Origin of the sequence: Streptomyces sp. SJL17-4 (genome assembly GCF_036826855.1) — a bacterium.
GTDB lineage: Bacteria > Actinomycetota > Actinomycetes > Streptomycetales > Streptomycetaceae > Streptomyces.
Genome location: NZ_CP104578.1, coordinates 4,127,501 through 4,141,966 on the forward strand (window position 1 = coordinate 4,127,501; position 14,466 = coordinate 4,141,966).

The 14,466-nt window shown below is 74.5% G+C and carries 8 protein-coding genes (1 of these 8 running past the window's edge); 3 read left to right on the forward strand and 5 right to left on the reverse strand.

From position 1 onward, the window contains the following. Positions 1–1,108, forward strand: the 3' portion of a protein-coding gene (locus N5875_RS18410) for an MFS transporter (protein WP_318208439.1). 161 nt of this gene lie to the left of the window's left edge; the window shows 1,108 of its 1,269 coding nt (coding positions 162–1,269); the start codon falls outside the window, past its left edge; the stop codon is at positions 1,106–1,108. 2 nt (positions 1,109–1,110) lie between these two features. On the opposite strand, the gene N5875_RS18415 is transcribed toward N5875_RS18410, so the two are convergent. Together N5875_RS18415 and N5875_RS18420 are read right to left on the reverse strand one after the other, a co-directional pair. Then, positions 1,111–2,763, reverse strand: a complete 1,653-nt coding sequence (locus N5875_RS18415) for a SpoIIE family protein phosphatase (protein WP_318208438.1) — start codon at positions 2,761–2,763, stop codon at positions 1,111–1,113. Between the two features lie 106 nt (positions 2,764–2,869). Beyond that, positions 2,870–4,234 (reverse strand): NAD(P)/FAD-dependent oxidoreductase, encoded by a 1,365-nt coding sequence (locus N5875_RS18420; protein ID WP_318208437.1) that lies wholly within the window; start codon positions 4,232–4,234, stop codon positions 2,870–2,872. A 354-nt stretch (positions 4,235–4,588) separates the two neighbouring features. Between N5875_RS18420 and N5875_RS18425 the strand changes: the two genes are divergently transcribed. Both N5875_RS18425 and N5875_RS18430 read left to right on the forward strand, forming a co-directional pair. After that, positions 4,589–5,401 (forward strand): helix-turn-helix domain-containing protein, encoded by an 813-nt coding sequence (locus N5875_RS18425; protein ID WP_338494942.1) that lies wholly within the window; start codon positions 4,589–4,591, stop codon positions 5,399–5,401. A 207-nt stretch (positions 5,402–5,608) separates the two neighbouring features. Then, positions 5,609–7,762: a sigma-70 family RNA polymerase sigma factor gene (locus N5875_RS18430; protein ID WP_338494944.1), complete on the forward strand. Its 2,154-nt coding sequence runs from the start codon at positions 5,609–5,611 to the stop codon at positions 7,760–7,762. On the opposite strand, the gene N5875_RS18435 is transcribed toward N5875_RS18430, so the two are convergent. The 3 genes from N5875_RS18435 to N5875_RS18445 all read right to left on the reverse strand — a co-directional run bounded on the left by N5875_RS18435 (position 7,749) and on the right by N5875_RS18445 (position 14,232). Next, on the reverse strand, positions 7,749–11,249 hold the full coding sequence (locus N5875_RS18435; protein ID WP_338494945.1) for a BTAD domain-containing putative transcriptional regulator: 3,501 nt from the start codon (positions 11,247–11,249) through the stop codon (positions 7,749–7,751). The genes N5875_RS18430 and N5875_RS18435 overlap by 14 nt on opposite strands. Before the next feature lie 72 nt (positions 11,250–11,321). Then, complete coding sequence (locus N5875_RS18440) at positions 11,322–11,918, reverse strand: Uma2 family endonuclease (RefSeq protein WP_338494948.1); 597 nt, start codon at positions 11,916–11,918, stop codon at positions 11,322–11,324. 115 nt (positions 11,919–12,033) lie between these two features. Next, positions 12,034–14,232, reverse strand: coding sequence for an asparagine synthase-related protein (locus tag N5875_RS18445; protein WP_338499196.1), 2,199 nt, complete (start codon positions 14,230–14,232; stop codon positions 12,034–12,036). Between the last annotated feature and the right edge of the window lie 234 nt (positions 14,233–14,466).

A 14,466-nucleotide genomic window follows, 5' to 3' on the forward strand; every position in this document is an offset into this window, starting at 1 on the left:
CAGCGGGCGGGCCATCGACCGGCGCGGGCCCGTGCCGGTCCTGCTGGTCGCCTCGGTCGTCGCCGCCGTGGGTGCGGTGGCGATGGGCTTCGCGTCCAGCGTGCCCGCGGCCGTGGGGGCCGCGGCGCTGCTCGGTGCCGGTACGGCCGTGCTCCAGCCGGCTCTCGCCACGATGATCGTCTGGTGCTCGACGCCCGTCGGACGCACCCGGGCCTTCGCCATGCAGTTCTTCCTGCAGAACCTGGGTCTCGGTGTCGGTGGTCTGATCGGTGGTCTGCTGGTCGACACCAGCCGGCCGGGCAGCTTCATCCTGCTGTTCTCGATCGAGGCGGCGATGTTCCTCGTTCTTGCGGCGGTCGTCGGGACCGTGCGGATGCCGGGCTCCCCGGCGTTCCAGGGCGCCCGTCCCTCCGAGGGCGGCAAGGGCGGCGGCGTCCGCGCGCTGCTCGGGCACAAGGCCATGGTGCAGCTGTGCGTCCTCGGCTTCGTCCTCTTCTTCGCCTGCTACGGACAGTTCGAGTCGGGTCTCGCCGCGTACGGCACCGAGGCCGCCGGCATCCAGCCCTCCACGCTCGGTATGGCGCTGGCCGCCAACACCGCGGTGATCGTGGCCGCTCAGTTCCTGGTGCTGAGGTTCGTCGAGCGCCGCAAGCGGACCCGGGTGATCGCGGCCGTCGGTCTGATCTGGACCGTGGCCTGGCTGATCGCCGGGTACGCGGGACTCGGGCACGGCAGCCAGGCCATGGCGACGGCGGCCTTCGTCTCCACGTACGCCCTGTTCGGGCTCGGTGAGGCGATGCTGTCGCCGACCGTGGCCCCGCTGGTCGCCGATCTGGCGCCGGAGTCGATGGTCGGGCAGTACAACTCGGCCTTCGCGCTGGTCAAGCAGTTGGCGCTGGCCGTCGGGCCGGCCGTGGGCGGGCCCATGGGTGCGGCGCTGCACGGTCCGTACATCGTGACGTTCGTGCTCTTCTCGCTCGGCATCACGTTCCTCGCGGTGCGACTGGGCAAGCAGCTGACCCCGGAGCAGAACCAGCCGTCGCTCGCCGTGAAGCCGTCCCGGGTCGTGGCGCAGCACCTGCCCGAGAAGGAGACCGCGGCCGCCTGACCCTAGTGGTCGGGCAGGGCGAACTCGCACCAGACCGCTTTGCCGCCGCCCGGTGTGCGGCGGCTCCCCCAGGACGAGGCGATCGTCGCGATGATCGAGATCCCGCGACCCGCCTCGTCCTCCGTTTCCGCCCTGCGGCGGCGCGGCAGATGGTCGTCGCCGTCCGTGACCTCGATGATCAGTCGGCGGTCGGTGCGGCGCAGACGGAGCCGCATGGGCGGGGTGCCGTGCTGGAGGGAGTTCGCCACCAGTTCGCTGGTGGCGAGGACGCCCAGGTCGCGCAGTTCGACCGGGAAGCGCCAGGACGACAGGACCCCGGAGGCGAAGGCACGCGCGCGGGGGGCGGCTTCCACTCCGCCGAGGAGTTCCAGGGCCGCGTTGTGGAAGAGCTCCGCGTCCGCGCCCTTGCGGGACGGATGCTGGACGACCAGGACGGCCACGTCGTCGTCGTGCTCCGCGGTGACCCCCAGGGAGCGGAGCAGCCGGTCGCAGACGACCTGCGGGGTGCCGCTGGCGCCGGAGAGCGCGCGGGCCAGGGCGGCGACGCCCTCGTCGATGTCCTCGCGGCGCCGCTCGACCAGACCGTCGGTGTAGAGGACGGCGGTCGAGCCGGGAGGCAGGGCGATGGAGCCGGAGGTGTGCAGCCAGCCGCCCGTGCCCAGCGGGGGGCCCGTCGGGTCCTCGGCGCGCCGGACGCTGCCGTCCTCGTCCCGGACGAGGATCGGGAGGTGGCCCGCGGAGGCGTAGACCAGCTTCCCCTCGTTGGGGTCGTGGATCGCGTACACACAGGTGGCGATCTGGCTGGCGTCGATCTCTGCGGCGAGGCCGTCGAGGAGCTGGAGCACCTCGTGCGGGGGCAGGTCCAGGCGCGCGTAGGCCCGGACGGCGGTGCGGAGCTGGCCCATGACGGCGGCGGCGCGCACCCCCCGGCCCATCACGTCGCCGATGACGAGCGCCGTGCGGCCGGCGCCGAGGGTGATCACGTCGTACCAGTCGCCGCCGACGGCCGCGTCGGTGCCGCCGGGCTGGTAGGTGGCGGCGATCCGCAGGTCGTCGGGCTGCTCCAGGTCCTGCGGGAGCAGCGAGCGCTGGAGGGTGACGGCGGTCTCGCGGTGGCGGCGCTCGCTGGCCCGCAGCCGCTCGGCGGCCTCCGCGTGGTCGGTGACGTCGGCGGCGTGGACGAGGACTCCGCCGCCTTCGAGGTGCGCGCTGTCCACGGGCAGGCACGTCACCGTGTACGAGCCGCCGTCCTGGGTGCGGCGGGACTTGACCGTACGCGGCTTGCCGCTGCGCAGCACCTGGTCCATGAGGGGCAGCAGGCCGAGCTCCTCCGCCTCCGGGCAGGTGTCGGCGACGGGTACGCCCGCGGGGCGGGGGCCGAAGGCGGCGGCATAGGCGTCGTTGACGTACGCGATGCGGTGCTCCGGGCCGTACGCGAGGGCGACCAGGCCGGGGAGCCGGCCCAGGAGCTCTCGTACGGAGAAGTCCTCCAGGGCGGGTACGTCGGCGGGCTCGCCGGTCTCGGGAGCCTCTTGGGCGAGGTGCTCCAGCTGCTGCGCGTACTCACCGCGGGCGGCGGGCACGGAGCCTTCGGTCCCCCGCGCCGCACGGCGCTGTGTACCGGGGAGCCGGGCGCTCCAACGGGTGAAGTTCACGGATCTCTATGCCTCGTGGTGTCGGTGCCGTGCAGAGTCACGCTGTGCAGGTGTGAGCCCACCTATGGTCACACGTCCAGTGTGGACGAGTGCACTGACAGTGATGTCAGGACGACGGCTTGTCGCCGTGGTCGGGTGGTGGAGCGGCGGCGAGTTCGAATTCGGCGCGGGGGTGTTCCAGCGACCCGAGGGAGACGATCTCCCGTTTGAACAGGCCGGACAGGGTCCATTCTGCGAGGACCCGGGCCTTGCGGTTGAAGGTGGGCACCCGGCTCAGGTGGTAGGCGCGGTGCATGAACCAGGCCGGGTATCCCTTGAGTTTCCGTCCGTAGACGTGGGCGACGCCCTTGTGGAGCCCCAGGGAGGCGACGGAGCCGGCGTACGCGTGCGCGTACTCCTTGAGCGGCTGCCCGCGCAGGGAGGCGGCGATGTTCTCGGCGAGGACCTTGGCCTGGCGGACGGCGTGCTGGGCGTTGGGCGCGCACTCCCTGCCGGGTTCCTCCGAGGTGACGTCGGGGACGGCGGCGGCGTCGCCGGCCGCCCAGGCGTGGGCGACGCCCTCGACGGCGAGCCCGGCCGTGCAGCGCAGCCGGCCGCGCTCGTTCAGCGGCAGGTCGGTCGCGGCGAGGACGGGGGCGGGTTTGACGCCCGCGGTCCAGACGACGGTGCGGGTGGGCAGCCTGGTGCCGTCGCTGAGGACGGCGACCCGGTCCTCGCAGGAGTCGAGGCGGGTCTCCAGGCGTACGTCGATGTTCCGGCCGCGCAGCTCCCGGATGGCGTACCTGCCCATCTCCTCGCCCACCTCGGGCAGGATCCGGTCCGAGGCCTCGACGAGGACCCAGCGCAGGTCCTCCGGCTTGACGTTGTGGTAGTACCGCGCCGTGTAGCGGGCCATGTCCTCCAGCTCGGCGAGCGCCTCCACGCCCGCGTACCCCCCGCCGACGAAGACGAAGGTCAGGGCGGCGTCGCGGATCGAGGGGTCACGGGTCGAAGAGGCGATGTCCATCTGCTCGATGACGTGGTTGCGCAGGCCGATGGCCTCCTCCACGGTCTTGAAGCCGATGCCGTGGTCGGCGAGCCCGGGGACCGGGAGGGTCCGGGAGACCGAGCCCGGCGCGATGACCAGCTCGTCGTACGTGAGGTCGACCGCGCCGGTGCCCTCCTCGGCGGTCGCGAGGGTGGAGAGCTTCGCGGTCCGCTTGGCGTGGTCGACGGAGAGGACCTCGCCTATGACGATCCGGCAGCGGTCGAGGACCCGGCGGAGCGGCACGACGACATGGCGCGGGGAGATCGAGCCGGCGGCGGCCTCGGGGAGGAACGGCTGGTACGTCATGTACGGCTCGGGGGTGACCACCACGATCTCGGCGGCGCCGGCTCTCAGCTCGGCCCTGAGCTGCCGTTGGAGGCGCAGCGCGGTGTACATGCCGACGTAGCCACCGCCGACCACGAGAATGCGCGCAGGTTCGGTCACTGTCCCATGACGCACCCCCGTCCGTGGTTTGTCCACAGCCCCGGCAAATTGTGTGACCGGAGGGGTACGGAGGCGCGGGGTGGCGCACGAGGCGGGTGTGGGCACAACGGCGCAGGTCAGGACGGTCACGCCGGGTTCGGTGGGGGGTCGGAATCGGGAGTGTTCCGGTCCTTGCTCCGATCGGGGGGCGCACCGTACGGAACTCCCCCTTCTGAATTGACCCGGACTCAACTATGTTCGTACTTCGTCGGGGTGTCGGATGGGAGCGCGTGGACCGAAGCGCTCGTCCACCGGAGGCCCCGTTTTCAGGGCGGGGAGTCTCCGGGGGGAGACATCATGAGCGGGGGAACGCTTATGCATATTCAGGATTCACGATGGCAGACGGGCGCCGGGACGGCGACCGTGGACGACGGCCCGCACGCGGGCGTCGGCGGCTCCGAGCGCCACGGCGCACCGGTGACCGGCAGGTCAGCGCCGCTGCGGGTGGACGCCCAGCGCAATCTGGAGCACGTCCTGCGCGCCGCGCGCGAGGTGTTCGGCGAGCTCGGTTACGGGGCTCCGATGGAGGACGTGGCACGCCGCGCCCGCGTCGGTGTCGGCACCGTCTACCGCCGCTTCCCGAGCAAGGACGTGCTGGTCAGGCGGATAGCCGAGGAGGAGACCTCCCGGCTGACCGAGCAGGCACGGGCCGCGCTGGGCCAGGAGGACGAGCCGTGGTCGGCGCTCTCCCGGTTCCTGCGGACCTCGGTCGCCTCGGGCGCGGGCCGGCTCCTTCCGCCCCAGGTGCTGCGGGTGGGCGTCGACGAGGTCACGGTGCTGCCGCTCGGCGGCGACTCCCAGGACTCCCAGAACTCCCACAACGCCGACGACGCGGCGCGGGTGCCGTACCAGCGGGGTGTCGGTGAACCGGGGGACGCGCGCGTGGTCGCACCGCGGGCCGTACCGGCCGAGGAGAGGGACGACGCGGGCGCCGCGGAGCTCCTCGAGGTGGTCGGCCGGCTGGTCGACCGGGCGCGTGAGGCGGGTGAGCTGCGGACCGACGTGACCGTGGCCGACGTCCTTCTCGTCATCGCCACGGCCGCCCCGGCGCTGCCGGACGCGGTGCAGCAGGCGGCGGCCTCGACGCGTCTCCTCGACATCCTGCTCGAAGGGCTGCGCTCCCGGTAGGAGTCGGCTGCCGCGCCCCGGCGCGGGCCGGAGTCTTCGTGGTCCGGGCGGATCAACGAACATGACACGAACGTGTGAGCGGTTACGCCCGGATACACGAAGTCGCCCCGGATGAGTGGTAAGTGGACGCGGCGCTTCGGCGTGCCCGCGCTCTGTGGCAGGCTTGGCCGGTGTTCGGGTCCGAGCGTGCGTACGGGGGCTTCCGCGATGAGCGGTGACAGTCGGGACGAGCCGCTGGGCGGCCCCGCCGAGGCGGGGGGCCTGCCCTCCCGGCAGGTGCCGAGCCAAGGTGGGCCGGGAGGCCTCGCCGGCGCGCCGGACACAGCCGGGGCCGTGGGTTCGGGTTCGGCCGGAGCTGGTGCCGTGGGTTCGGGTTCGGCCGGAGCTGGTGCCGTGGGTTCGGCCGGGGCCGGGGGCGCCGTCGGACCGCTCGACCCGAGCGTGCCGCAGCAGCGCGAGGTCAAGACCTCCGGGTGGGGCGCCGGTTCCGGAACGAGTGCCGGGTTCGACGCGACCGGGGCCGGTACCGCCACCGAGGACGACCCGGACCACGACACCGAGCACGACACCGAGCACGAACCCGAGCACGACACCGTCCTTCCGCCGCCCGTCGAACTGCCGCCCTCCGACTCCGAGCTCGTCCAGCTCATGCGGGAGGGCGACGACTCCGCGTACGAGGAACTGTTCCGCCGGCACTCCGACGCCGTGCGCCGGTACGCCAGGACCTGCTGCCGGGACGCCCACACCGCCGACGACCTGACCGCCGAGGTCTTCGCCCGCACCCTCCAGGCCGTCCGCGGCGGAGCCGGGCCCGAACAGGCCGTACGCGCCTATCTGATGACCACCGTCCGGCGCGTCGCCGCGAGCTGGACGAAGACCCAGAAGCGAGAACACCTCGTCGAGGACTTCGCGGTGTTCGCGGCCGAGGCCGCCCGCGCCTCCGAGGTCTCCGACCAGAACGCTTCCTTCGGGGCGGGCCTCGACCTCGGCGCCGACGTCCTGGCCATGCACGAGGCCGAGCAGTCGCTCGCCATGCAGGCCTTCCGCTCGCTGCCCGAGCGCTGGCAGGCCGTGCTGTGGCACACCACCGTCGAGGAGGAGTCCCCCAGCGAGGTCGCACCGCTCTTCGGCCTGACCGCCAACGCCACGGCCGTCCTCGCCAGCCGCGCCCGCGAAGGCCTCAAGCAGGCCTACCTCCAGGCCCACGTCAGCCAGTCCCTGACGGCCGGCGGCGACTGCGCCCGGTACGCCGACCGGCTCGGCGCCTACGCGCGCGGTGGCCTGCGGATGCGCGCCGAACGCGGACTGCGCAAGCACCTGGACGAGTGCGCCAAGTGCCGGCTCGCCGCCGGTGAGCTGGCCCATGTCAACGCCGGGATCCCCGCGCTGCTCCCGGTCGCCGTCATCGGCTGGTTCGCCGCCGGGTACTCGCTCAAGGCCGCCGGCGTCGTCGCCGGTGGCGCCGTCGGCGCGGGTGCGGCCGGTGCCGCGGCCGCCGCCACCGGCTCCTCGGGCGGTGCGGCATCCGGAGGCGCCGCCGCCGAGGGGCTCGGCGCGCCCGCGAAGGCCGGTATCGCGGCCGCCGTGGCCGTCGCCGCGGCCGCCGGACTCGTCTGGGCCATGGCCGGGGACCCTCAGCCGGTGGCCGCGCCCAAGCCCACCCAGCCCGTCGTCACCCCCGTCGTACCGGCGGAGCCCGCGCCGCCGCCGAAGCCGACGCCGAAGCCCGTACCGCCGCCCCCGCCCGTGACGTCCGAGCCGCCGGCGCCCACGCCGACGCCGACCCCCACGCCCCCTCCCGCGAAGCCCACGCCGAAGCCGACGCCGCCGCCGAAGCCCAGACCCACGCCGACGCCCACGCCCACGCCGACGCCCAGTCCCGAGAAGCCCTCGCCCAAGCCGGCGCCCCCGCCCGCCCCGCCGAGCGTCTACCAGGTCAACCAGCTGGACTACGGGATCTTCGGCGACGGCACCGAGCCCGAGGTCGACCTCTCCGACAGCAGCTGGATGTGGCAGCGCGACAACCTGTCCATCGGCGGCACCCCGTACGCGCACGGAGTGAGCGTCCACGCGCCCTCGTCCCTGCTGATCAACCTCAACCGGCAGTGCACGAGTTACGACGCGATCGTCGGCGTCGACGACCTGAGCGCCCTGCTCGGCGTAGGCGGCGTCCGGTTCTCCGTGTACGGGGACGAGGAGCGGCTCTGGCGCTCCGACGTGGTCCGGCCCGGCGACCCGCCGGTCCCGGTGCACGTCGACATCTCCGGCCTCAGCATGATCCGGCTCGTGGTGGAGGAGCACACGCCGTTCGGGCGGACCGCGGTCGCCGACTGGGCGCAGTCCGGGATCAGCTGCTCCTGACGTCCCCGCACGACCCGGATCCGTCGGGTCCGGGGCGCGCGGTGATGACGGACTCGGCGAGGGTCAGTACGTCGTCGATGCCGAGGCCCTTCCCAGCCGCGCGGGCGGCGGCGACGCCCGACGGACCGAGCGCCGTGAGTGCCCGTTCGGTCACGGCCTCGACGTCCCGCAGACCCGGGACGGAGCGCGGCAGCTCGGCACGCCAGGCCTCGACGGCCGCCATGATCCTGATCGCCAGGGCGGGTTCACCCGCCATGGACAGGACGACCGCGAGGCCCTCCCCCAGGGCCGCGGTCACGAAGTCCGCGCACTGCGCGTCCCGCGCGCGGCGCAGCGCTTCGACGGCCGTGGCGACGGCGGAAGCCCGCCCCTCGCCCGCCTCGACGCGCGCGGAAAGCCCCACGAGCACCGCCTCGAAGTGCGGTGGGGGCGCACCCGTCGCGACCGTGCGGCCCGCCGCCTCCAGCTGGGCGCGGGCCGCCGCGACCTCACCGCGGTACAGGGCGAGCGCGGCACGCAGGAAACAGACGAACACACCGGTGTCCCGCACGCGATAGCGCTCCGCCTCCCGCGAGGCCTCGTCGAGGCCCTTCTCCGCGGCCTCCATGTCCCCCGTCTGGTAGGCGAGTTCGGCCAGGCGGGCGAGGAGGAACGGCGACTCGGCGTGCGCGCCGACCTCACGGGCCAGCCGGAGGGCCTCCTCGTACGCCTCCCCCGCCTCCTCGACGCGGCCGCGCAGCATATGGGCCTCTCCCACCGCGCTCGCGATCTGGGCGCCCAACCAGCGGTCGCCGACGCGCCGGGCGAGCAGGCGGAGTTCGGCCAGGTCCTCGTCGATGCCGGGCATGCCGCCGGGCATGTCGACGACCATGTGCGTACGGAACATCAGGCTGACGCCGACCTCCCAGTCGCCGGCGTGGCGACGGCAGTTGGCGACGGCCTCGTCGAGGAGGCCGCGGACCACGACCGGTTCCTCGGTGAGGTACGCGGTGAACGGCCAGAGCAGTCCGGGGAACCGGGCGCCCTCGGGGCCGGGAGGCTCGCCGAATGCGGCCCGTACGCGGCGGGCGAGCGCGAGCGTCTCCGGTTCCTCGAAGTCGCCCAGGGTGCGGCTCTCGACCTCCAGGAAGAACTGCAGCATGCGCAGGCGCATGCGGGGCCAGTAGCGCGGGTCGTCGGGGTCGTTCGGGTCGTCGCCGAGGGCGACCGCGCGGACGACCCAGGTCAGGCCCTCGGGGCGGTAGTTGCGCAGCCACCAGAACCAGCCCATGGCGAGGACCAGGCGGTGGGCGGCGGCCTCGTCGGGTGGCGGTCCCCCCTGCTGGAGCGGAGCCGAGAGTTTGGGGGAGGTGCCGACGGTGCGGTGCAGGGCGGCCCGGATGTTGTCCAGATCGCGCTCGATCCGGTCGATCCACGGGAGCTGCTCGGCCGAGCGGAGTTTGGGCTCGGCGGTCTCGGCGAGGGCCGTGAAGTGGGCGGTGTGGGCGGCCTCGGCGGCGGCGAGGACCGCCGGGGTCTCGGCGGCACGCTCGACCGCGTACTCGTGGATGGTCTCCAGGAGCCGGTAGCGCATCTCGCCGCCCTCGGTGGGGGTGGCGACGACGAGGGACTTGTCGACCAGGGCGCCGAGCAAGTCCGCCGCGCGCGGGGAGAGGGCCTCCGCGGCGGCGAGGTCCCAGCCGCCGGCGAAGACCGAGACCTGGCGGAGCAGGGTGCGCTCGTCGGGGTCGAGCAGGTCCCAGGACCAGTCGACGACGGCGCGGAGGGTCTGCTGGCGGGGCAGGACCGTGCGGGAGCCGGAGGTGAGGAGACGGAAGCGGTCGTCGAGGCGGTCGGCGATCTGGCGCGGGGTGAGCAGCCGGAGGCGGGCGGCGGCCAGTTCGATGGCGAGGGGCAGGCCGTCGAGGCGGCGGCAGATCTCGTCGACGGCCGCGCCGCCGTCCTGGGCGAGGTCGGCGTCGGGGCGTACGGCGCGGGCGCGCTCGGCGAAGAGGCGGTGCGCGGGGTCCGGCGGCAGCGGTTCGAGGGGGCGGACGGACTCCCCGGGGACGCCGAGGGGTTCGCGGCTGGTGGCGAGGATGCGGAGTCGCGGGCAGTCGGTGAGGAGGGTCTCGGCGAGGGCCGCGGCCGCGTCGATCACGTGCTCGCAGTTGTCGAGGACGAGGAGGACGGGGCGGCGGGCGAGGTGCTCGACGAGATGGGCCGTGGGGTCGTCCTGGAGGGTCACGCCCTCGCGGGTGATCAGGTGGACCTCGCGGAGCCCGAGCGCGGAGAGGACGGCGCCGGGGACGGCCTCGGGGTCGTCGAGCGGGGCCAGTTCGACGACCCAGGCGGCGGGGGCGGGGGTCAGGGCGGCTTCGGCCGGGGGCTCGGCCGGGGCTTCGGGCGGGGCTTCGGCTGGGGCTTCGGGCGGAGCGAAGAGCCTCAGGGCGGCCTCTTCGGCGAGCCGGGTCTTGCCGGAGCCGCCGGGGCCGGTGAGCGTGACGAGGCGGCATCGGTCCAGATCGGCGTGGAGCGCGGCCAGCTCGGGCTCCCGGCCGACGAAGGAGGTGAGGCGGGGGCGGATGTTGCCGGGGGTGGGGGCGGGATTCCCGGGGGCCGGGGTGCTTGGGGCCGCGGTGAAGAGGCTCGGGCGGTCCGGTCCGGGCGGCTCGGGGTGGGCCCCCCGCGCGGCAACGGGGCTCTGCCCCAGGTCCGCTGGCGTCGTCGTCGGCTGCGGGCGGGCGGGCGGCGGTGTGCCCCAGGGGCCGCTCGCCCGGGGAGGGCCCGCGGGCGCCGTGAGGAGTTCCTGGTGGAGGGCGACGAGCTCGGGGCCGGGGTCGGTGCCGAGGGCGTCCGCGAGGGTACGGCGGGCCGACTCGTAGGCGGCGAGGGCGTCGGCGTGCAGGCCCTCGGCGCGCAGGGCGCGGATGAGCTGGGCCCGGAAGGCTTCGTCGTACGGGTACGTGGTGGTGAGCTCGGTCAGCTCCGGTACGAGTCCGTCGGTGGCGCCCCGGCGCAGATCGGCCTCGACGCGCTGCCGCAGGGCCGCGAGCCGCAGGGCCTCGGGGCGGACGCCGGCCGGGTCGGGCAGGTCGGCGAGGGCGGGGCCGCGGAAGAGACCGAGGGCCGGGCGGAGGAGTGCGGCGGCCTTCTCGGGTTCGCCCGCGTCGAGGTGGGCGCCCGCGTCCTTGGCCCGGCGCTCGAAGACGTACAGGTCGATGTCCTCGGGGGCGGCGACGAGCCGGTAGCCGGGGCCGGGGGTGGAGGCGACGGCCTCGCTGCCGAGGATCCGACGGAGGCGGCCGACGAGGGCCTGGAGGGCGGCGGGGGCGTCCTGCGGCGGGGAGTCGCCGTACACGTCGTCGGCGAGTTCGGTGACGGAGGCGGCCCGTCCGCCGCGCAGCGCGAGGGCGGCGAGGAGCGCGCGCAGCCTGGCGCCGCCGAGGGGGAGGGGGGTGCCGTGGGGGTCGAGGGCCTCGGTGGTGCCGAGGATGAGATACCGCACCGGCTCATTGTGTCCGGTGGCACTGACGTACGCCTCGGGGTTTACCCGGGGGTGACCCTGGGGTCGCGGCCGTCAGAACGCCGCGGTGTCCAGGGTGAAGCCGAGGGGGGTGGGGAGCGGGACCTGTGTCCCCAGCTTGTGGATGGACTTGTGGCTGTAGTCGTCGCCGGAGGGTTCGGAGCACACGACGGCTTCGCCGGCCTCGCGGTCGATCAGCAGGTAGAGGGGGATGCCCGCGCGGGCATAGGCCCGGATCTTCTGGACGCGGTCGCGGCCGGCGGTGGAGGTGGAGGTGACCTCCGCGACGAGGAGGACGGGGTCGGGGGCGTGCCACTCCTGCTGGTCGTCGAAGCTGCCCTTGGGGGCGATGACGAGGTCAGGAATCACGCGGACCGTCTCGGTTGCCCCGGGTAGGACAAGACCGACTCCCGTATAACGCCCGACACCCTTGTCATGGTCTCGGACCTGCCCGTTCAGTTCCGAGACGATCTCCTCGTGCTCGCCGTTGGCCGGAGGTACCACGTAGATCTCCCCTTCGATCAGCTCCACGCGCCAGCCCTTGGGGGCCACGGCGCTGAACAGCTCGAAGGTCTCCCGCACACTCGCGCCCTCACGGTCGGGCAGCCCCTCGGAGAGCACGCTCTCCGGAACCGGCAGCGGCATCGCCATGACGGACCTCCTTCGCTCGGTGCGACACTCTCAGCTTAGGGCGGGGGCCTTGTCACGGTCCTGGAAGCGTTCACTCGAACGAGCGTGCAGTGACGTTCCGCTCAGGAGACGGCCCTCACGCCGAGAGCGACCGTGAGGCGGGGATCAGCGGGCCCTGCACCGCGCGGGGCGGGCGGGGAGACGTCGTGTCCGTCCAGCACGAGCCCCGGCGGGACATGAGGCGGCGGAGCCACAGTTCGGTCGAGACCAGGTCGGCGAGGCCGTCGAGGGGGACGGAGGCGCCGTCGGCCGCCGAGCGGAGGGCCTCGCGGACCACGCGTGCCTCGATCAGGCCCGCGTCGGCGAGCAGCGGCGCGTCGAACAGGGCGATCAGGTGGGGGAGCGCCGCGCGCAGGCCCGCGCGCGTGGCTCCGGCCGGGACCGCCGGGTGGGGGGCGCCCCAGCCCGGGGGGAGGTCATGGATGCCGGCGCCGGAGAGGACGGTGCGCAGGACGTTCGCGCGGGCGTCCGGCTGGACCCGGAGCGATTCCGGGAGCACGCGGCAGGCCCGTACGACCTGGTTGTCGAGGAAGGGGGCGTGCAGGCGCTGGCCGCGGATCTCCGCCGCCTGTTCCAGGACCCGGTGGTCGGCCGCCGCACGCGCGAGCGCGGCACGCGCGCGTGCTTCGCCCGGGCGCTGGACGGAGGTCGGCAGGGTCGCCGCCCGGTTCAGGCGAACCGATACTTCAGCCAGTGCCTCCCCCGTCAGCCAGCGGGCCGCGGGCCCCGGCCGGGACCAGGTGAGCGCCGAGAGGGACGCCTCCAGGGGGCCGAAGCCGTCCGGAGCCGTACGGTTCGCCTCCAGGACCCGCTGGGCGGCCGCCTCCAGGCCCGTCCGGTACGGGGTACGGGCCAGCTTCCGCGCCGCCCGGTACACCGTCAGCGGCACCAGGAGCGAGCCCGCCGACGGCCCCGAGGCCTTCGCGAGCGCCGTCACCGGACGCACCAGGGAGCGGCGCCTGCGGTCCATCAGGAGGTCCGCGAGGCGTGCCGGGTGCGCGTCCAGGACCTGCTTGGCGCCCCAGCCGGTGAAGTGGTCGGCGCTGCCGCCCGCGAGTCGTCTCCGGTGCCGTTCGGCCGTCACGAGCGAGGGCCCCGGCTCGTCCGTGAGCGGCCCGTCAAGCGCGGCGTACGGGAGTGCCTCCTCGCCCCCCGCGACGACCACGTGGTGCAGGCGCGGGTCGGCCGCGATCGCCCCGGCCCGCTTCAGCTCGTCCTCCCGGTCCGAACCCGCGCGCGTGGCCAGGTCGTTGAAGGTGACGGCGAGCAGCCGCTCCCCCGCGCCGGTGCCCTGTCCGGTGATGGTGCCCGGCACTCCGGGGAGGCCCGCCGCGAGCAGCGCGAGCGTGCCGGAGGCGCTGCCACCGGACAGGTCGGCGCCGATGCCGGGCGCCGGGCGCGCGCCCCGGGCCGCGCGCCGGTCGGCGGGCCCCATGCCGGGCACCGGGCCCGGGTCGGGCAGCGGGGCCTCGGGCGCGTGCCGCGGGGCGGTGAGCCGCGCGCGTACGGCTTCGATCAGGGCGTCCCTGACCCCCTCGACGGCCTGCCGGGGGTCGGCCTGGGCCGCCGCGACCGCGAGCGAGGCGACCTGCTCGTACCCGGTGATCTCGCGCGAGCCCTCCCGCAGGATCAGCGCGTGGCCCGGCGGCACCCGCCGGACCCCCTCGTACGGGGTGGAGTCGCGCAGCGCCTCAGGGGTCTCCGGGCAGGCGAGCAGCGCGGCGAGATGGCCGATGTCGAGCTGGGCCTCGACCAGGTCGGCGAGCGGGAGGGCGGCGGTGGCGAAGGCGGTGCCGCCGTCCCACGGGGTGTGGAACACCGGCCGGGCGCCCGCGAGATCACCGGTGACGGTGACCCGGCGGCCGGCCTTGACGACCGCGGTGTAGCTGCCGGGCCAGGCAGTGAGATGCCGCAACGCGCCCCCGCGCGCGGTGAGCAGGCCGATCCGCAGTTCCTCGTCGCTCGCGGCGCAACAGCCGAGGACGGCGAGACGGGTGTGGTCGTCGACGGCCACGACCCGCACCTCGTCGGGCCGCCAGTCGCCGACCGCCCAGAGCGGATCGGGGCCGCCCCAGAGGAGTTGTGCGCCGACCGGTTGCACCGTGCGCCCCTCGGTGGCGGCCGCCTCCTGGGCGTAGCCGGAGCCGTATCCCCCGCCCGAGCCGGAGCCTGCGCCGTATCCGCCGCCGTACGAGCCGCTCACCGAGCCCGCCCGGGCCCCGGCCGTCGTTGCGAAGCCCGCGGCGACACTGCTCCAGCCCACCAGCCATCGCATCGGCGCCTCCACATCCGTTTCGGTGGGAGACATGCTGCCACGACAACGGCGCACGGGGCGGAGTCCGGGTGCACGCGCGCGAAAGCCGAATGCGCCCCTGGCATGGGCCAGTTGAACACCGGCGTCATTCGGCCAAATATCGCCCCTCCACGGGGGGGGGTGAGAAGCGTCCGGGGCACCTGCCCACGCACACCGCTTCACACCGGCCACCGGCAGCCCGGGAGGCGCTCCCGC